Annotated in this window: 12 protein-coding genes; 9 read left to right on the forward strand and 3 right to left on the reverse strand. The window is 70.6% G+C overall.

What is annotated here, in order from left to right; translation table 11 throughout:
* The first annotated feature begins 848 nt into the window (after positions 1-848).
* The 5 genes from ABT092_RS27740 (at position 849) to ABT092_RS27760 (ending at position 7199) form a co-directional block, all read left to right on the forward strand.
* Positions 849-1439: a hypothetical protein gene (locus ABT092_RS27740; protein WP_351248626.1), complete on the forward strand. Its 591-nt coding sequence runs from the start codon at positions 849-851 to the stop codon at positions 1437-1439.
* Between the two features lie 81 nt (positions 1440-1520).
* Positions 1521-1847 carry a hypothetical protein gene (locus ABT092_RS27745; protein WP_351248628.1) on the forward strand — a complete coding sequence of 109 codons (327 nt, stop codon included), beginning with the start codon at positions 1521-1523 and terminating at the stop codon, positions 1845-1847.
* Positions 1848-1885: 38 nt separating this feature from the next.
* The gene (locus ABT092_RS27750) at positions 1886-4708 is read left to right on the forward strand and encodes a DEAD/DEAH box helicase (protein WP_351248630.1); all 2823 of its coding nucleotides are present in this window, start codon (positions 1886-1888) and stop codon (positions 4706-4708) included.
* 144 nt (positions 4709-4852) lie between these two features.
* Positions 4853-5194, forward strand: a complete 342-nt coding sequence (locus tag ABT092_RS27755) for a hypothetical protein (RefSeq protein ID WP_351248632.1) — start codon at positions 4853-4855, stop codon at positions 5192-5194.
* A gap of 37 nt (positions 5195-5231) precedes the next feature.
* Positions 5232-7199 (forward strand): hypothetical protein, encoded by a 1968-nt coding sequence (locus tag ABT092_RS27760; RefSeq protein WP_351248634.1) that lies wholly within the window; start codon positions 5232-5234, stop codon positions 7197-7199.
* Positions 7200-7604: 405 nt separating this feature from the next.
* Here ABT092_RS27760 and tpg read toward each other — a convergent pair whose 3' ends face one another.
* The 3 genes from tpg to ABT092_RS27775 form a co-directional block, all read right to left on the reverse strand.
* Positions 7605-8162, reverse strand: a complete 558-nt coding sequence (gene tpg / locus ABT092_RS27765; protein WP_351248636.1) for a telomere-protecting terminal protein Tpg — start codon at positions 8160-8162, stop codon at positions 7605-7607.
* A gap of 9 nt (positions 8163-8171) precedes the next feature.
* Complete coding sequence (gene tap / locus ABT092_RS27770; RefSeq protein WP_351248638.1) at positions 8172-10424, reverse strand: telomere-associated protein Tap; 2253 nt, start codon at positions 10422-10424, stop codon at positions 8172-8174.
* An 807-nt stretch (positions 10425-11231) separates the two neighbouring features.
* Positions 11232-13649 (reverse strand): DEAD/DEAH box helicase, encoded by a 2418-nt coding sequence (locus ABT092_RS27775; RefSeq protein WP_351248640.1) that lies wholly within the window; start codon positions 13647-13649, stop codon positions 11232-11234.
* Positions 13650-13844: 195 nt separating this feature from the next.
* Between ABT092_RS27775 and ABT092_RS27780 the strand changes: the two genes are divergently transcribed.
* Genes ABT092_RS27780 through ABT092_RS27795 form a run of 4 tightly spaced genes read left to right on the forward strand, consistent with a single transcriptional unit; the run spans position 13845 to position 19054 of the window.
* On the forward strand, positions 13845-14804 hold the full coding sequence (locus tag ABT092_RS27780; RefSeq protein ID WP_351248642.1) for a TniQ family protein: 960 nt from the start codon (positions 13845-13847) through the stop codon (positions 14802-14804).
* Positions 14797-15600 (forward strand): hypothetical protein, encoded by an 804-nt coding sequence (locus ABT092_RS27785; protein WP_351248644.1) that lies wholly within the window; start codon positions 14797-14799, stop codon positions 15598-15600. The genes ABT092_RS27780 and ABT092_RS27785 overlap by 8 nt, the downstream gene beginning before the upstream one ends.
* Positions 15597-17987, forward strand: a complete 2391-nt coding sequence (locus tag ABT092_RS27790; RefSeq protein WP_351248646.1) for a Mu transposase C-terminal domain-containing protein — start codon at positions 15597-15599, stop codon at positions 17985-17987. The genes ABT092_RS27785 and ABT092_RS27790 overlap by 4 nt, the downstream gene beginning before the upstream one ends.
* Entirely contained in the window at positions 17984-19054 is a 1071-nt protein-coding gene (locus ABT092_RS27795; protein ID WP_351248648.1) for an AAA family ATPase, read from the forward strand. Before ABT092_RS27790 ends, ABT092_RS27795 begins: the two co-directional genes overlap by 4 nt.
* The last annotated feature ends 69 nt before the right edge of the window (positions 19055-19123 follow it).

Consider the following 19123-nt stretch of genomic DNA (forward strand, 5'->3'; position numbering starts at 1 on the left):
TCCGTACGGTTCGGTCACCTGCTCGTCGAAGGTGATTCCACTCGGCTGGTCGTACGAATCCATTCCGATGATGTCGGGAGCGGGTACCTATCGCTGCGCGATATGCAAGCGGGACGGTCGCTGCGCTCCCTTGGCCCGTGCAGGGCACGGGCCAACTCCCTCCGCTGCGCTCCAGGAGTTGAGGGGACCGGCCGCTGCGCGGCTGCTGGCTGACGTGGTGTTAGGTGCCGCTATTGGGTTGTAGTAGGAGAGTTGGGGTCCGCTGCGCTCCCCGCCTCAACGGTCCCTCCGGCTGCGCCTCCAGGACCGTTGAGGCCCGCTGGCGCGGGCCGGGCTGGCTGTAAGGGGTGGGGGTCGCGTTCGTGTGGGTTTCAGTATAGCGGGTGCATCAGGCTGATACAGCATGTACCGTTAACCAAAATAGGACACAGCCTTTCCCCGGGTAGCTGGGGGTTAATGGAGAGCGGGGATCACCATGGATCAGCTTAGCTTCGAAATGCGGTTACGGGAATAACGGTGGACCAGGTACATGAGCTCTGGGTCGCCGCCAGCGGGCTGGAGAAGCCGCCGAGCATCGAGGGCCGGTTGGCTGCGGTCCGGCGGAACGAGCTGAAGCGCATCTGGGCCCTGCTGAGCAGCGATTGGGCAACAACCTACTCCCCCGAGAACGACCCGGACGTGCACCGCTGGCGCCAGGCGCAGGATCGCGAGATCAGCACCGACCAGGAGCCCCAGGACCTGATCCGCTACCGGATCGTGGCACAGCCCACGGCCCCCCGAGCACCCCGGGGCCGCTGTGATGACGTACTACGCCTACGGGCGGGCGGTCGATCGAGGAGTCCGTCGCCATGCTGGAGGGGTCCGGCAGCGTGTACCGAATGGTGGAGGTCGCCACGGAGAGCCCGCTGAGCGAAGGGCGGGAGCTAAAGCTCGCCCGCCGACGGTTCGTCACCTGGGTGATGGAGGCCGCACGGGCCGAGCCCCTGGACTCCACGGGAGTCCCACACTCGGAGATGTACGGGATCCTGTGCGACTTCTTCACCCGCGCGATCGTCTTCCCCGGCTTCGGTTCCCCCTTCGGTACCGAAAAGGGCGACACCTCCCTGCACACCAGCACCCCCTCCCGCGCCCTGTCCCCCCTGCTCCTGGAATACCTCACCTACCACGGCCTGGACCTACGAGAGATGGAGGCCGGACACACGACCACGCCTCTGGATGAAGAGCTCAGCGGCGATCCCCTGCGCAGGAGCCAGTACCAGACCGCCGTCGTGAACACCCGGATGCGCTGCCCACCTCCAGGCCCAGGGCGTGCCCGCGGCCGAGGCGGACGACCTGATCGCCGCGCTGGAAGCCGGAGCGGTCACAGGTACGAGGTCATCGAGTTGGACGGCCGGGCGAGCGGGGCGCGGAGTTCGAGGACGGCTGGGACGAGGGTGTGAAGGCCGTCAGCGAGGCTCTGGTAGGTATCCGCCGACCGGGGCTGGGAGCAGCGTGCGGGCTGGTCGACCTCGGCTGGTGAAGTGACCGTACATCTCGCGTACGTCCGGCAGTGCGAGCGCGCTTACCTGGAGCGGCTCCAGTCGTTCGTCCGGGAGTCGGTCCTCCCGGCGACCGTGCCGCGCACCATGAGCCGACGGTGGGTGCTCGACGTCCTGAGTGAGGCCGGCGGCCTGTGCACGGCGCAGGCGGTGGAGCTGTCGATCGGCATCATCGTGTGCACCCGCGAGGCCGGCCACTATGACCCCGCCGACAAGCCCTCTGGCGGCCGGCCCGGAGGCTGGCATTGGTGCGACTTGTCCGTCTGGAACGACTCCGGCTCCGCCTCACAGCCGCACCAGGCCGCCTGAGGAATCACGAGAAATAAGGGTCAAGGAGGGAAACGGAAATGTCTTGGATTCCGCTCAAGGAACACCAGGTGGATCAGAAAGCAGCCGTCCGTAAGTGGGCGGGATTCCTTGTAAGATCATCTGTGCCGCCGCAGGGGGCGCGCGGGACGATCGTGTCCGCCACCGGGTCCGGCAAGACGATCATGGCCGCCGCCTCAGCGCTGGAGTGCTTCCCGCGCGCGCGGATCCTCGTCACCGTGCCCACCCTGGACCTCCTTGTCCAGACCGCTCAGGCGTGGCGCGCGGTCGGCCACCGCTCCCCGATGGTCGCCGTCTGCTCCCTGGAAAACGACTCCGTCCTGAACGGGCTAGAGGTGCGCACCACCACCAACCCGATCCAGCTCGCCCTGTGGGCGGGGTCGGGTGAGGTGGTCGTGTTCGCCACGTACGCCTCTCTCGTCGACCGCGACGACCCCGACCAGCCGCCCCTGCCTCCATCCGCATGGGGCGGCCCCCGGCCGGAGACGCCCCGGGAGTACGCGCAGCGGATCGCCGCCCTGACGCCCGAGGAACGCGAGCAGCGTGAGCGCCCGTCCCGCTGGCTGCCGGACGGCCTCAGCATCGCGGACGTGGACCAGCCTCCTACCGAGCGCAGGAAAGTACGTGGGCCGCTGGAAGCGGCTCTGACGGGCGGGGAGCGGCTCTACGGGCAGCAGATGGCGGGCTTCGACCTCGCAGTCATCGACGAGGCGCACGGCACCGCCGGCGACCTCGGACGGCCCTGGGCGGCCATCCACGACAACGCCCGCATCCCCGCCGACTTCCGGCTCTACCTCACCGCCACGCCGCGCATCCTGGCCGCGCCCCGGCCGCAGAAGGGCGCGGACGGCCAGGAGTTGGTGATCGCGAGCATGGCCGACGCCCCGGACGGGACGTACGGGGCATGGCTCGCCGAGCTCGGGCTGTCGGAGGCCATCGAGCGGGGGATCCTCGCCGGCTTCGAGATCGACGTCCTGGAGATCCGCGACCCGTCCCCGGTTCTCGGGCTGTCTGAGGAGGCGCTGCGGGGCCGGCGGCTCGCGCTGCTGCAGACCGCGCTCCTGGAGCACGCTGCCCGGCACAACATCCATACGACAATGACCTTCCACCAGAGCGTGGAGGAGTGCCGGGCATTCGCGGAGAAGCTGCCCGAGACGGCCGCCGAACTGTATGTCACTGAAGCATCGGACCAGGCCCTGGCGGCTGCGGAGCAGCTGCCCACGTCGTCGATCGACGCGGAATTCTACGAGCTCGAGCCCGGCCGGCATGTTCCGCTGGACCGGGTCTGGTCGGCATGGCTGTGTGGTGACCACCTCGTCAGCGAGCGGCGCGAGGTCCTGCGCCAGTTCGCAAACGGCATCGACGCGAACAACCGGCGGGTGCACCGGGCGTTCCTCGCCTCCGTGCGCGTGCTCGGGGAGGGCGTGGACATCACCGGCGAGCGGGGTGTCGAGGCTATCTGCTTCGCCGACCCGCGCGGCTCGCAGGTCGAGATCGTGCAGAATATCGGCCGGGCACTCCGCCTGAACCGGGACGGCTCCACCAAGGTGGCCAGGATCATCGTGCCCGTGTTCCTTCAGGCCGGGGAGGACCCGAAGGACATGGTCGCCTCCGCCTCCTACGCCCCGCTCGTCGCCGTGCTCCAAGGCCTGCGCTCCCACGACGAGCGACTGGTCGAACAGCTCGCCTCCCGCGCCCTCACCCGCAGCCGTCACGAAAAGCGCGTACACCTCCAGCGCGACGAGGACGGGCAGATCATCGGGGCCAGCGGCGAGGACCAAGAGCAGGACGACACGCAGACCGCCGTCGAGTCCGCGCTGCTGCGCTTCTCCTCCCCGCGCGACGCGGCGACGATCTCGGCGTTCCTGCGCACCCGGGTGTACCGGCCGGAGTCGCTGGTGTGGCTGGAGGGCTACCAGGCCCTCATCCGATGGCGCGCCGAGAGCGGCATCACCGGGGTGTACTCCGTACCGGTCGACACCGAGACCGAGGTCGGCGTCACCACCGCCTTCCCGCTCGGCCGGTGGGTCCAGCAGCAGCGGCGGGCTTGGCGGGCCGGGGAGCTGGAGGAGCGGCGCAAGGAGCTGCTGGACGCCCCGGAGGCCGGAATGGTGTGGGAGCCCGGAGAGGAGGCCTGGGAGGCCAAGCTAGCCGCCCTACGCGCCTACCACCGGGCCACCGGACACCTCGCGCCCCGACAGGACGCGATGTGGGGCGAGGGCAAGGCGATGGTGCCGATCGGGCAGTACATGGCCAACCTCCGCCGCACCGGAGCGAAGAAGGGGCTGGGCAAGGGTCCGGAGCGGGCGGCCATGCGCGCGGCGCAGTTGGCGGCGATCGATCCGGAGTGGGACTGCGCGTGGCCGCTGGACTGGCAGCGCCACTACCGGGTCCTCGCCGACCTGGCCGACACCGAGGCCGGCGGCGTCCTGCCCCCGATCGAACCGGGTGTGGTGATGGACGGCGACGACCTCGGCCGGTGGCTCCAGCAGCAGCAAAAGCCCGGCATCTGGGCGCGGCTTCTGCCTGAACAGCAGGAACGCCTCACCAAGCTGGGCGTCAGGCCTGCTGAGGCCCCGGCAACCGTTCTTCCGGCGAAGGGGGCGTCGAAGGCGCAGCAGGCGTTCCAGCGCGGGCTCGTGGCCCTCGCGCAGTGGATCGAACGAGAAGGCGCCAAGCGGCCCGTACCCCGCGGACACGGTGAAGAGATCACCGTCGACGGCGAGACCGAGCCGGTCACCGTGAAGCTCGGCGTGTGGGTCTCCAACACCAAGACCCGGCGCGACAAGCTGACGCAGGAGCAGCTCGGCGCGCTGCGGGGCCTGGGCGTGGAATGGGTGTGACCCCGGTGCCCCGCCAGTGAGCCCGCGCGTACGAGGCCCTGGGACTCTGGTCCCAGGGCCTCCTGTGTGATGTTCCGTGTCTTGTCCCTGGTGGGGGCGTTGTCCTCGGCGAAGACACAAGGCCGGGACGAGCGGGAGTGAGCGGTGAGCTATCACGGCGGAGGCGGCCCTGACTGGCCGATGATCGGCGCGATGCGGCGGGCGGAGCGGGAAGCATCGGCAGCTCGTTCGGACACGGCGCGGTGGAGAGAGCGGGCGGAGGAGCTGGCCGCGCTGGTCTACGAGATGGCTGACCGGGTCTGTCCGACCCATACGGAAGGGGACTGCCAGTGCCGCAAGTGCTGGGAAACCCGCGTCGGCCGGATCTTCGGTGTCGGCGCTGTACCCCGGCCTGGGGCCGACGCCGGCGCAGACCAGGCGGGTCAGTTTTGGGATCTCGTCAACAAGATCTCGCGTGAGGCTGAGGAGCGTCGCCGGCCGACCTGAGCGACTTCCACAGTCTGGGCAGTTGTGCCCCCCCTTCATGACGTCGGATCTGTGCTGTTGGGCCCACGTACAGGTTGGGCCGGTACGTCACCCGGGCGGCTGCGTGTCGTTACCCGCTACGAGCGCTGAAGCGCTGTCGAGCTGCGGGAGGCACCGAGTGGTCACACTCAACATCGAGTGCATGTTGTTCGAGGTCGACGGAGTGTGGCACGAGGTGAGACTCGATGCCCCGCTGCCCGCGCTGACGGGAGTGAGCGGGACGGGCAAGAGCACGACGCTGGAAGTGGTGTGGTGGACGCTGGCGGTGGAGAGCGCGAGGCTGATGGACGCCGCGGCGTTGTGCAGTCGTGTCGGGTTCGTCGCCCGGATCGGCGGGGAGCGATGGCAGGTCACCCGCAGCACGGTGGACCGGAAGGAGGACGTGTCCTTCGTCCAGGGCACGCTGAGCCTCCCTGAGCATCACCCGGTAAAGCGCAGTGATTCCCGCCGGTCGGCAGCCGATCACTTCCAGGATCTCCTCGGCATCCCCCGGCTGGGCGCCGGACGTACGCGCGTGACGCTGGACCTGCTGGTGCCGTGGCTCTACGCGCGCCAGCGTGATCTGCCAAACGACTACCTCGGCCGGCAGAGCAAGGAGCAGCGGACCGCGGTGGGACGGGTGCTGCTGGGTGCCGATGACGAGACGGTCGATGCGCTGCGCCAGGAGTTCAGCGCCAGGAAGAAGGAGTGGGGGGCGGCGAAGAACCGGGTGGAGCGGATTCTGCGCGACCGCGAGGAGCGTGACCTGCCGTCCGTCGAGGACCTCCAGCGCCGTGGCGAGCAGTGGGCCGCGCAGCATGGCCAGGAAGCCCTGAAGGCGCGGAAGGCCGCGGCGGATCTGAGTGATCTGCACAGCCGGCTCGCCGCGCTCCAGGAGAAGGCGTCCGCGGCGGAGGAGGCCCGGCGGGCCGCGCGCGTGGCCGCCGACGACCGGGAGCGTACGGCTCGGGTGCTGGAGGCGGCCGCTGCCGAGGCGAAGGGGCGTCTGGCCGGGTTGAGGGAGGCCGCCACCGATCCGAGTCTGTGCCCCACGTGTGTGCGGGCGCTCGATCTGACGGGGCTGTCGGAGGACGACTGTCCCGTGTGCCGGCGCTTCGACCCCGAGCGCCGTCAGCGTGCCGAGGAGTTCGAGCGGCGGATGGCCCGGGCGCAGCAGGCCGCTGAACAGTCGCGTGAGGCGGCCCGGCGCGCGGGGCGGGCGGCTGACGAGGCCCGTGGCCGGGTCAGTGACGCCGAGCGGATCGTCGTGGAGGCGGCGGCCGCGGTGCGGGCCTTTGCTCAGGATGTGATCGCGCCGCAGCAGCAGGTCGTGGTGGAGGCCGAGGCCGCGGTACGGGAGCTGGCCGCGCGGCTGGAGCAGAACGCCGAGCACCTGCGCGAGGTCGCGGAGCTGACGGAACTGCGCGAGCGGCTGCCCCGGCTGGAGAAGGACAAGGAGGCCGCGGAGGCCGTGTACACCGCCGCCCGGCAGGACACCGATCTGATGGTGAAGCAGGGAACCGACCGGTGGTCACGTCATGCGCTGCGCCGGATGCAGGCGTGTGACCCGGAGGTCCACACGGTCTCCATCAGTCCGGAGGACTTCTCCGTCACCATCAACGGGAAGTCGTTCGACGCGCGGGTCGTCGCCGGGCACGGGATGACCCGCGCGAACGTCAGTGTCCTGCTGGCTCTGCGCGATGCCGCGCAGGAAGTGCCCGCGATGCCGGTGCCGCAGTTCCTGATCGTGGACGGCCCGTTCACCGGCCTAGGCGAGGGCCCGGAGGACCAGCGAAGCGGCAACGCGCTCCTCGACGGTCTCACCGAACTCGCCACCTTCGAGGACCCCTCAGGCGCCGGAGGACAGGTCATCATCGCCTGCAACGAACTCCGCGGCACCCCGGGACCGGCGGTCCGGGAGGTCCGCACCAACCTGGTTGACGGCGTGATCCCCGGCCTGCCCCCACGCGAGACCACCACGGTGTAGGTGGCGGTGTCGGGATGAGGATCGGTACAAGCGGCGGGCCTGAGCAGTGAGCATGAGGCCCGGAGCCGAGGCGGGTGCCTCGGTCCCTTGAGCATCCTGTGGGGCTTTGTGCGGTTGGTGTCGGCGGCGCAGGTGGTGTGCTTGGTTCGTGCCCTGGGTGGCGGCCATGGTGGTGGCATCCTGAGCCGGTCGCTGACTGGGGGCGGTTGGGTGGAGTCGTCCCGGCTCGGGGTTCGGGGGCGCGTCGGTGTGGAGGTCCTGTGCGATGCGCGCCACCGTCGTGGACCGCGCCCCGGAGCATCGTGCTCTCGGCTCTGGTGAGCATCCCGCAGACTGACGCGCCCGCGGAAGGCGAGCGAGCCCTGGGCCATGCGGTCCGGGGCTCGCAGCATGGTCGTGGCGTGCCTACAGGCCGAATTCCAGGTGGCGGATGTCGGTGAAGCGGACTTCTTCCAACTGGCCGGCGCGTTGGCCGTTGTCCTGGAAGTACACCTCCTTGAGTGCCGTGGCGGCGATCTTCTCCAGCTCGTCGTCGGTGGCGCCGGCGGCCTGGGCGTCGAAGAGGCGGGCCGCATAGTGCGGGGGCAGGGCGACGGTCAGGTCCCGGATCCGAAGCTGGTCCGTCGACCCGATCGGCGCGTCGTAGCCGAGGCGGGCGCGGGTGTCGATGACGATGCCGCCGGTGCTGGCCGCCTTCTGTCTGGCCTGTGCCTTGATCTGGGGCTGCCAGCGGGCGAGGACCTCGTGTTCCAAGCGGGCGGCGAGGTCCTTGCGGGGGTGCTTGGCCTGGTCGGCGACGTAGCGCTCGACCTGCCGCTGGGACATCGACAGCAGTTCCGCGACCGCCCGGGTGCCCTTGAGCTGCTTGACCAGGTAGCGCATCCGCGCGCCCGCGCTCTTGGGCGCGGGGCGGGTGAACGCCTTCTGCACCGCCTTGTCGAGGCTGTCCCCGAACAGACCCATCGTCCTGCCCTACTCTCCGTTGTCGGTGTCGGTGACGGTGCCGTCCTTGATGTAGCGGGCGAGGTTGAGGCGGGGGGCGTTGAACTGCTCCCGTACTCCCTCGCCCCACAGCACGCTCTGGGTTCCCTCGTGCTTGACCAGGCCCGGGTTCACACCGAGTTTGAAGCCGCCGGGGAGCGGTTTGCCGTCGCGGTAGGGCAGGAAGTCCAGCGGGCTTGCGCCGTCGGTGGCGTAGACGACGCAGTCGGACAGGATCGCGACCGGGTAGTCGCCGGTGAAGGCGGCGTGCTTGACGATCTTGCGGTGCAGGTTGATGCGGGTGCGGGAGATGACCGCGGCGCGGATGTCGGGCCGCCAGGTCGGGCGGGACAGGGCACGCCACGGTTCGCCCGGCCGCCAGTTCTCCCCGCGGGGTCGTTCGCGCAGCTTGCCCAAGCCCCCCTTCACGGTCGCCTTGATGGCCGAGAGGACGATCGCGAGATCGGGGTCGCGGTTCTTGTAGCCGTCCATCGCCGCGAGGAACTCCTCCGGCAGGGTGTCGGCGGCGACGTGGAGATCGGCCATCGTGGCGAGGTAGGCGTCACGGAGCCGCTGGTACCAGCCGTCGAGGTAGCGGCCGTTGTCGTACCGGAGGTATGCCTCGGCCGGGCTGACCTCGTAGCCGAGCTCGACCGCGTACGCGACGGTCGGCGTCGCGTACCAGGCCGGCCCTTGTGGGCGGTCGCCCTTCGGTGTGAAAGGGCTCGGCAGCAGCGCGGCGTCCAGCTCCGCCCACGTGTCCTTGGCGACCTTCACCCGGGAGAGGTCGACGTGGGAGAGGTCGACCAGCCAGCTCCCCGGGAGTTTCGGGTCGAAGACCGGGTGGGTGACGTGCGTCGGGGCGCCGAGGCCGACGGTCAGGCCGTTGGCGCCGGCGGCGAAGGCCAGGTTCACGTCGAGGCCCACCAGATTGCGGCGGGTGCATTCGGCGTCGGTCATCGGCCGGGCCCAGTCGTACGCCTCCTCGAAGAGCCTCTCGGCGGGGCCGCGGACGTGGAAGCGCGGCAGGTCCTTGAGTACGGGGTGTCCGTCGGGGGCCTCGCACGGTGCCGGGTCCACCGGGTCTTCGCCCAGGGACCCGGGGTTCTTGGTCTCGGCCTTCCGGAAGCCGCCGGTGGCCTCGTCACGCACCGCGTGGGTCGGCGGGTGCAGTGCGGTCATCAGCTCCAGACCGGTCACGGCGGTGGAGCCGCGTGGCGTCATCACCCGGGCCGCGTACACGCCCAGGACCCGGGCGAGTTCCGCCGGCGGCAGCTGGGATGCATGGCCCCAGTGGCGGGTGTCGAGCGCGTGCCAGGACGGGATACACAGTTGCACGCACTGCCGGTCCGATCCCGTGGCCGGACGGTAGATCCGTGCCCATGGCCCGAACCCGCGCTTCGTGAGCTTCCATTCGGCGCGCGTCAACTGCTTGATGACCTTGTGGCCCTCCGGCAGCCGCCCGGCGAGCTGCTCCTCCTCGGTGAGGGTCGCGGGCAGGCCGTAGCGCTCGAGGGCGGCTTCGGTGAGCACGAGGAGCGGGTCGGCGTCCTTGCCCGGGCCGACCAGCTTGGGCTGGCCGAGCTTGGCCTCCTTGAGGGTCCAGTCGACCAGGGCCGGGAAGGACTTGGCGGGCACGTCCAGGACCAGGCCGCCGACACAGTACGCCAGCACCTGGCCCTCGTCGGTGACGTCGACGACTGCCAGCGGCCCGCTCGGGAAGCGTGGGTCGGTGTCGCCCGCAGGGGTGCCGGCCGGGTCCGCTTTCCGCGCGCCCGGACGGCGCGACGTCGACGCCGGCCCGGTGGTGCGCACTGGACGCGGTGCGGCCCCCGGAGCGGCGGCGACCGGGGCAGGGAGCTGACTGTTCTCGGGTGCGGTCATGCCCGCCGCCGTGGCGGCCTGGCCTGTGGACGGAGTTCTGGTTTCCGACTCCGGGACCACGGTGCGGGCCAACGTCGCCGGTGCCGCCGTGTCCTCGTCCGCCGTGCCGGTGTTGGCCGGGGCGGGGTAGAGCTTCGCGAGTCCGTCGAGGAGCCGCGCGTACGCGTCACGCTCCGGCGGGCGGGGCTCGGTCTTGCCGGACTCCCAGCCGCTGACCGTGGCCCGGCGCACCTGCAGCGCGGTGGCCACCTCTTCGATCGTCAGGCCGTGCGCGGCACGCAGCCGCTTGCGCTCCGCCGGCGGCGGGAGCGCGGCACGGGACGCGAGCAGCGCGTCAACCGCGTCGAACAACTCGGACATGGAGCACCTCCTAGCGCACCCTACCCCATGAAACGTACGAATCGCGTACGGTTGCCGTATAAATCGCGCATATATCGCGTACATTTCGGGGTAGATAAATGTGCGGCACATGCACGAGCCCATGAGCGACGCTTGCGTCGTGCCGGAGACGACGCTCGCCGCCGCGGGCCCGACACCACGTCGGCGCCCGCCGTCCACGCCGCGAGCAAGCGGCGGCCGCGTACGCGCCCTGACCCGCGACATGCTCAGCTACCTGGCCGCCTCACTCCCTCAGCAGCTCAGCGCCGACCCCCGCTTCCTGGCTTTGCAGTGCACCCTGCGCTCCACCGCCGAGCCCCTCATGGGAACGCGAGGCAGGGCCGCGCGCACGGGCCGCCGACTGGTCGCTACGCGCCTACCGCTCGCCGGTCGTCCCGCAGCCCGGCGCGTCCCACCGGCTGGTGGCCGTGGCCCTCGCCGCTCACACTCCTCACGGCAGCACGGCCGGCGTCGCCGAGGCCAGTCACCTGGCGCGCATGAGCGGGCTTCGCCCGTCTCGATCTGTTGGACGCCGTGGAGGTGCTCGCCGCCCGTCGGGTTCTGGGCTCCTGACTTTCGATCCGTACACGGACGACCTCTCCTGGATCAACGATTCCCACGTGTTCCCGGCACGCGAAGGAACCGGCCCGGCCCCTGAGCCGGCTGGCGCTGAAGACGCACCCGTTCGGTACCAGGCCGCGCCCGGTGGATCACCGGTGGGTGGCTGGAGCCGGACAAGCGGATAACCGGCCGGAGCCACCCCGCCCTCGCGGGCGGGCGGTGCGGTGGTCAGCCCGCGAACCGCCGAAGGGGCACGGCCCAGGAAGGTTCCGGCGCGGCCCACCCCGCGCGGGGTTCTTCGCGCGCGCCGGCCGGGAGCGCCGCTTCCTGGAGGGATCGCTCCGGTTCGATGCCCAGGACGGTCAGTGCGGTCATCTGCGGCGCGGTCAGCTGTGCGGCGCCGTTGCGGTGCTTGGTGATCCAGAGTTCGAGGAGGACGTCGTCGCCGTGGAGGTTCTCCCGGTGTCCGGCGGGGACTTGGAGGTGTCCTTCGCGCTGGTGGAACTGGCGGGCGGCTTTCAGCCCGCGGTGGAAGGCACGTGTCCGGGGGTGGGAGGCAGGCAGGAGCAGCATGCTGTGGGGGTGTGTGCCGGGGTGCCGGGCCGCGAGGTCGCTCAGGAGCCGGAGCTGCTGGGGGTGCAGATCGTGCTGGCGGGTGATCTGGTGATCCAGCCAGGTGGCCGGGGTTTCGCCGGAGACGGGTGTGGGCGTGGCTGTGTTGTTGGCTGCCTGGAGGCAGACGTGGGTGTAGTCGTGCTGCCATTCGATGCCCCAGGGCGGGTTCCACCAGGGGTCGACGGCTTTGAGGGCTTCGCCGCGCGCGGAGTGCATGCGGCCGCTGTCGGCGAGGGCGCGCTGGCGGTGGAGCCAGCGGAACATGGGGCGGTCGCCGGTGCTGGGGGCGGTGGTGACGGTGAGGGTGCCGTGAGTGTCGGCGAAGGCGATGGCCTGGGCGAGGCGGCTTTCGAAGGTGCGCGGCGGGTGGGGCCAGGAGATGTTCAGGGATTCCAGGGCGAGGGCCCGGTCGGGGGCGAGGTCGCCTTTGGCGTAGAGGGAGCGCTGCTGTCCGATCCACAGGCCAAGGGGGTAGCCGAAGGGGTCCGTGTATTCGCTGGGGACGTCGAGGTGGTGGTGGCGTTCGTAGTAGCCGATGGCGGCGGTCCAGCCGGTGGCCCATACGCGGGTGTCGACCTCGTGGGCGCGCAGGCCGGTGAGCGGGGCGATCTCGGCGGCGCGCTCGGGCGCGGGGGGAAGGGGGTCTGCGGCTGTGTCGCGGTCGGGGTCGCCGAAGCGGCGCCAGAGTTGGGCGTCGTGTTCGCGCAGTCCGTTGAGGACTTCCCAGAGGGTTCTGTACGCGGACGATTCGAGGGCCTTCTCGGTGGTCTGGCGGCGGCCGACGTAGATGGGGATGACCAGGAGGGCGATCTTGCCGGCGCCTGGGGGCTGGCGCAGGGCGCGGCCGAGGGCCTGGATGATGTCGGAGGGGCTGCGTTTGGGGTCGGCGAACAGGATGGCGTCGGCGTCGGGTACGTCGACGCCTTCTCCCAGGACGCGGACGTTGGACAGGACTGCGCCGTCGACGGCGCCGGGGATTCTGGTGTTGTTGGTGAGCAGGGGGATGTTCTCGAACTCGGCCAGGCGGTAGGCGCGTTCGCTGGTGGGCTGGCCGCTGTGGAGGGGGTAGGTCCACAGTGTGCGGATTCCGGTGCTGCGTGTGGTCGCGGCGACGGTGTCGGGGAGGGTCCGGCTGAACTGGTGGGCGTTGACGATGCGGCTGTGGAAGCTGATGACGCGGCGCGCTTTGTGGGTGGCCATGGCGCGCAGGAGGCTGACCTGGAGGGCGGACAGGCGCAGCCCGTCGATGTGCCGTGTGACGCCCGGGGTCTGGAGTACTTCGCGTAGTTCCTCGTCGTTGATGACGGGGACGACGATGCGGTAGTCGGCGAGGATGCCGCGGTCGATGGCGTCGGCCAGGCCCAGGCGGTAGACGACGGGTCCGTAGATGGTGGGGTCGTCCATGGACGCGAGGGGCTCGGGCGGTTTTTGCGGGCGAGTGTTCTTCCGGCGACTCTTCGTGGGGTCGGGGAGCGCCCAGGTGCGGGGGGTGGCGGTCATGTAGAGGCGCCGCCGGGCGGGGATGGCGGCGTCGTCGTGGACGGCGGCCCACTGTTTGCCGCTGTTACCGCTGCTGCGGTGGGCTTCGTCGATGATCACGATGGACCAGCGCGGCAGGCGGTGCTTCCTGTGGGCGCGCGTGAGGGCGGGCAGGGAGGCGTAGGTGGCGAAGACGACGGTGGGTCCGCAGTTTCGGGCGATGAGCTCGGCGATGCGGCGGGGCGCGGTGGTCAGGGGGAGGCGGACGGTGCCGGTCTGCGCGGGGGTGAGGGAGCAGACGCCGAGCCTGTTCTCGATCACGCTGTCCCGGGCCCAGTAGGCGGCGGTCTGGCTGATCAGGTTCAGCGAGGGGACGACGACGAGGATGTTGCCATCGTTCGCGAAGTGTTCGCCTACGCGCATGGCGGTGAGTGTCTTGCCGCTGCCGGTGGCGGAGATGACGCTGACGCGGGGCATGTGGGTGAGGCCACGGACGGCTGCCTTGAACGCTTCACGCTGGTGGGTCCGCAGCTGGATGGTGGGGTGTGTCATGGTGCTGCGGGCCTTCGGTCAGGACGGTTCGTGTGGGCGGCGCACCGGGCGTGTGGTGCAGAGCACTGCCCTGGGCACCTTCGACTTTGCGTCAGCTAAGTAGTCTGTTCCAAGTCGTCGCGCTTCGTCGTTGCCGAGATCACAGTCCGGTCCGCGGGCACGAAAGGGTCGGGAGCGCGGGCTTGGAGGGTTTCGGTGTGGGAGCACGTGCGGGCTCTGCCGCTGCGGTTGCGCTTCCTGGCCGGTGAGTCGACCGGTTCCTATGTGACGCGGCTGGCCGCGCGCAACGGGCTGGCGGTCGGCCGGCTGCTGGACAGCGTCGGTGAGGGGCTGTCGGCGGCGGAGGTCGACCCGCGGTACACGGAGCTCTATGTGAACCGCGCGGCCCGGGAGCGCCTGGCCGCGCTGGCCGGCCGTCCTGTGGAGGAGCTGGTCCGGGCGCTGCCCAGCCTCGGCGAGGAGCATCTGCTGCCCGACGGGAAGTCGGGGCAGCCGTCATGGAGGTGGCCGTGGGAGCCGAGCGGCGGGTATCTGGTTCGGGGGTGCGCGCTGTGCGCCGCCGCGCGGGATGCCGGTGATTCCGCGTGGCTGATCACCCCAGACACGTGGCACATATGCATCCAGCATGGTCGCTTTATGGATAATTCCCGCGATGACCGGGAGCTGTTTATCGACTTGTCGCGCGGACCGCACGTGCTGGAGGCGGAGCGCCGACGCGCGGACCTCGTCCGGACCCTCGGGCCGGCGGGACGGGCCCTGGTGGCGGACGCCTTCGGTGTCCTCGCTCACATCGGCAGCGCGCCGCGGCTGGGTACGTCGCGTACGACACCGCTGGAGCTGCTCCCGTCCGTGGTGAGGATCGCCTCCGTGCTGGTCTCCGCCGAACGTCGGCGGCTGTCCGGGCGGCTGTCGCGCCGGGAGTTCGAGCAGTTGCTGGGGCAGGCGGCATCCGAGCTCGGGTATCGGATCGGTTGGGGTCTGCAGGCTTGGAGCACGCAGCATCCTCCTCTCGGTTCGCCGGCTCCCCGGCCGCAGCGCGGCACCCATCTGCCTCTGGCCGCCCCGCACCAGCAGGTCGGCGGCATGCAGTCGGTCGACGAGCTGACCTGCGTGCCGTGGAAGGTGCTGGCCGATGTAGAGCGCCCCTATGGATGACCAGGAGCGTTCCGGCGCCTTCGGATCGGGGAAGGCCGGCGGCCTGTCACCGGACGGGCCGGAGGGTGTGCCGGCAGACATCGACGTGCGGGTGCGCTATCGCAGTGCGGCAGGCCGCACCCTGGTGCACGAGCCCGGTCTGCTGCGCGATGTGCCGCTGGAGGAGCATGCGTCGCTGTCCGAGCCGCACGCCTACCAGGGGCGACGGTCCATCCTGACCGACTGGTTCTGCGCGACGAACGGCATGACCGTGTGGTGTGCCAGCACGGTCCAGATGGACGCGGCGATGCTCCTCGACTTCGACGCGGACATCGTCTGCTACCAGTCCGGAGTCGCCGAGCTGCACTGGCGGTACGAGGGACGGCAGGGGACGATGCGGCCGGCGTTCTTCGCGCGCACGCGCGACGGGCGGCGAGTCGTCATCCCGCATCGTCTGGCGGCCGGGCTGGAGGAGCGGGTACTGCGTCACGCGGCAGCCGCGGCCAGCTGGCAGATCCGGCCTCTGCAGGTGCCTGAAGGCGTGCTGCACTCCTCGCTTCGGAGCATGGCGCACTCCCGGGGCGCTGAGTTCGCCCCGGGGATGCACGCCCGGCAGGTGCTGCTGGACGTCTTCGCCGCGCCGCGCCCGCTGCTGGAGGGTGCCGCCGTCTCGGGCCTGGGGCTGCCGGCGGCCGGTCACGTCTGGCATCTGCTGTGGACGGGGGCGCTGGACTTCGACCGGACGCTGCCGTTGCTCCCGACCTCACGAATATGGGCCGCCAGCAGCATCGACGACTTTTCGGAGGACAACGGATGACGTCGGTTCGACCGCCGGCCGCAGCGGCGCAGCAGAGCGGACTGCCGCTGGGTGCCCGGGTGCGGTGGCAGGGCGGGACGTACCAGGTGGTCGCGCTGCAGGGCGCCGAGGTGCAGCTGGGCTGTCTGGACGAGCAGGGGCATGACGCCCGCGCCCTGGTGGCGGCGGTGGTCGGCGCCGAGGACTACGCCCTCCTGGATGAGAACGGCCAGGAGCGGGATGCGGTACGGGCGGCGGACACCAGTGGCCTGTCGCTGCTGTCGCAGGCCGAGCGGGCGGCGGTGCGGGACTGGGAACGGCATCTGCGGGAGATCGACGAGGGCGTGCCGCCGGACGCCGCGGAGGGCACGGTGCCGCGCCCCGGCTACGATCCGGCACGGTTCACGGTCCGCCAGCGCATCACCGCCAAGGCCGCCGAGCTCAAGGCGCTGGGGTTCAAGAGCTCCTCGGTCAGCACGATCGAGCGCCGCCGGCGTGCCTATCAGGCGCGCGGTGTGTTCGGCCTGGTCCGTGAGGTCGTGACCGGCTCGCCGTGGGGGCGTACGGACGAGCGGGTGGTGCGCCTGCTGCTGGCGGAGGTCGAGGCGGGGCGGGAGGAGTCCGACGGGCACGGCACCCGCCTGTACGAGCGGCTGCGGGCCGCCGTGGAGCGGGAGCATCCCAACGAGTACCACCGGCTGATGATCTCCCGTGCCACCTTCTACCGGCTGCTGGAGCGGCTGGGCATCCCGGTGAACTCGCTGCGGTGGCCGACCCATCGGCGGATGGACGCCGCCAACGGGGCCACTGCCCCGTACACGCCGACGTGGGCGCTGCGGCTGGGTGAGCAGGTGCAGATCGACTCCACCGGCCTGGACGTCATCGCGGTCGGTGACGACGGCCGGCCGGTACAGGTCGAGCTGACCGCGGCGATCGACGTGGCGTCGCGGTCGATCATCGGCGCGATGATCGTGCCGAAGGTTCCCGGCCGCGGCCCCCGGGGCCGCCGGCTGGGCGGGCGCCGTACCCGGTCCTTCGACGCGGTGCTGATGCTGGCGCAGGCCCTGGCCCCGATGCCCCGCCGGCCCGGCTGGGCGCCCTCGGCCCTGGCCGAGCGGTCCGAGCTGCCCTATGCGGACCTGGTGGCCTGCGATCCGCGCATGGCCGGCGCCGCCGCCCGGCCGGTGATCCGGCCCCGGATGATCGTCGTCGACCACGGCAAGATCTTCAACAGCGAGCACTTCGACGACGTGTGCCGCATGCTCGGCATCAACGTGCGCCCGGCCCGGACCCGTACCGCCACCGACAAGGCCGTCATCGAGAGCACCTTCGGCGCGGTCAAGAAGCGGTTCTCGCAGTACGTCGCCGGATACACCGGTTCCGATCTCGCCCGGCGCGGCAAGCACGTCACCGAGGGCCCGCTGTGGAGTCTGAACGAGCTGCAGGACCTGCTCGACGAGTGGATCGCCCTGGACTGGCAGCAGACTGCGCACGACGGACTGCGCAGCCCCTTCCTGCCGGGGATTACGGTCAGCCCGAACCGAATGTACGCGACACTGGTGGCCGCCGAGGGCCACGTGCCGCTGCCCCTGACTCCCCATGAGAACCGCAAGCTGCTGCCGTTCAAACGGCTGAAGGTGACCGACAAGGGCGTCACCATCGACAACCGCACCTACAACAGCGAAGCCCTGCAGGAGTACAGGAACCGGCACAGCCAGATCCCCGGCCAGGGCATGCGGTGGCAGATCCGCTACAGCCCCTACGCCCCCAGGTTCGTGTGGCTCTACGACCACACCACCGACGACTGGGTGGATGCCGAGTTCGTCCACCAGCGCCTGATCAGCGATGCCTGGACCCAGTGGACCTGGGAGCAGGCCACACTGCGCGTGCTGGAGGACGGCGGCCGCAAGGACGACCAGTGGCGCATCGCACGTGAGGTGTCCGCGCTGCGCGAGCGTGCCCGGCGCGGCCCCGACCCACAGGCGAAACGGGTGCCGCAGCTGTTCACCGGCCCCGCCCTGGACCTGGATATCGACGTCCCCGACCCCTACGAAGGGGTCCCCGACCCCGACCCAGCAACCATCGTGCGGGCACCGTCACTGGCCATGAACGCCGAACACATCCTGGCCGCGGGAGACACCACTCCCCCACCGCGCACGGCTACCCCGGACCAGTCGCTGCCGGCTGTACCGGACGCCCCCGACACCATCGTCGACGATGCCGGCTACGAGGACGAGCAGATCTCCTGGTCCCGCCCGTCCGGTGCGGACTCGCTCAGCCTGCGCGGCAGCGCGGCCGACATCTTCGCCTTCAGCTACAGCCGACCTGACACCCCGCACCTACCCGACGACCTGATATCCCACGGCAGCGCGTCCGACGACGACGCAGCGGACGGAGAAGCCCTGTGAGCCGAGAAGAACTGATCCGGACCTTCAGCCCGGAGGTCGCCCATGCCGTGACCCGGCCCATCGAGGCCCCGCTGCTGACCACGCGGGAGGGCTGGGACGCCGCCGCCTCACGCACACTCCAAGCGCCCGACCTCGCGGACTGCGCTCCCAAGGGCACCCGGGTAGGGCCCCGCGACCCGCGGCTGATGTACCACGGCGAGATGCTGCCGGTCATCACCCCGGCGCTGCGCCGCGGCCTGCTCGACGCGCGGCGTCAGCTGCGCAAGAACCGCTTCAGCAGCGTCGGCCGCAGCACCAACATGATCATCGACGGGGACCGCGGCACCGGTAAGACCACCCTGCTCGTCCAGATCGGACGCGGCTTCCAGGGGCTGATCGAGGCCGACCTCGGCCCTGACTCCAACCGCATCCCGGTCATCTACCTCAGCGTCCCGCCCGAGCGGGAGACCAACCTGCACTGGTCGCTGCCCTTCGCCGAGTTCCTCGGCCTCAACCACACCCTGAACCCCACCGACCGCACCCACCGGCCGGCCGACATGACCGAGCCCGTCGCCCACGTCATGGCCCACGCCCGCACCCAGCTGGTCCTCGTCGACGGCGTGGACCGCATCCGGGACAACGAGATCGCCGGCGCCTTCGACTACTTCGAGTCCCTCCAGGACCGCACCCGCGCGACGTTCGTCTTCTGCGGCACCGGGGCCCGTGAGATCGTGCACGACGCCCGCAACAGCAAGCGGCGCAAGAACCTGCCCCCGGGAATCAAGGGCAAGACCTCCTTCAGCGACCTTCCGGTGCTGTGGGCCGGCGCCATCCCCTACGGCGACGACTGGCACAGGTGCGTCAAGGGTTTCGCAGAGGACCTGCGCCTCTACGACCACGATCCCCGCGCCCTGGTCAAGCTCTCCCGCTATCTCCACAAGCGCACCGGAGGCTACATCGACGCCCTCAACGACCTGATCTGCCAGGCAGCCCAGGAAGCCATCGAAACCGCGCACTTGACCGGCACGGAAGCCATCACCCGCGAGCTCCTCGACGACATCCGCATCGGCCGCGGCGACAGCCGCTGACCACGCGGGTGGCGCAGGGGAAACCGGCGGCACGAAGGATGATCACGCCCGTTTCCGCTCCGACCCTGG

This window comes from Streptomyces sp. NPDC002490, from assembly GCF_040296045.1.
Taxonomy (GTDB): Bacteria; Actinomycetota; Actinomycetes; order Streptomycetales; family Streptomycetaceae; genus Streptomyces.

Excerpts from the sequence above, each read along its gene's own strand:
- tap (WP_351248638.1), bottom strand. The coding sequence starts at position 10,424 with ATGTCCGAGTTGTTCGACGCGGTTGACGCGCTGCTCGCGTCCCGTGCC.
- ABT092_RS27740 (WP_351248626.1), top strand. The coding sequence starts at position 849 with ATGCTGGAGGGGTCCGGCAGCGTGTACCGAATGGTGGAGGTCGCCACG.
- ABT092_RS27760 (WP_351248634.1), top strand. The coding sequence starts at position 5,232 with ATGACGTCGGATCTGTGCTGTTGGGCCCACGTACAGGTTGGGCCGGTA.
- tpg (WP_351248636.1), bottom strand. The coding sequence starts at position 8,162 with ATGGGTCTGTTCGGGGACAGCCTCGACAAGGCGGTGCAGAAGGCGTTC.
- ABT092_RS27785 (WP_351248644.1), top strand. The coding sequence starts at position 14,797 with ATGGATGACCAGGAGCGTTCCGGCGCCTTCGGATCGGGGAAGGCCGGC.
- ABT092_RS27775 (WP_351248640.1), bottom strand. The coding sequence starts at position 13,649 with ATGACACACCCCACCATCCAGCTGCGGACCCACCAGCGTGAAGCGTTC.
- ABT092_RS27790 (WP_351248646.1), top strand. The coding sequence starts at position 15,597 with ATGACGTCGGTTCGACCGCCGGCCGCAGCGGCGCAGCAGAGCGGACTG.
- ABT092_RS27750 (WP_351248630.1), top strand. The coding sequence starts at position 1,886 with ATGTCTTGGATTCCGCTCAAGGAACACCAGGTGGATCAGAAAGCAGCC.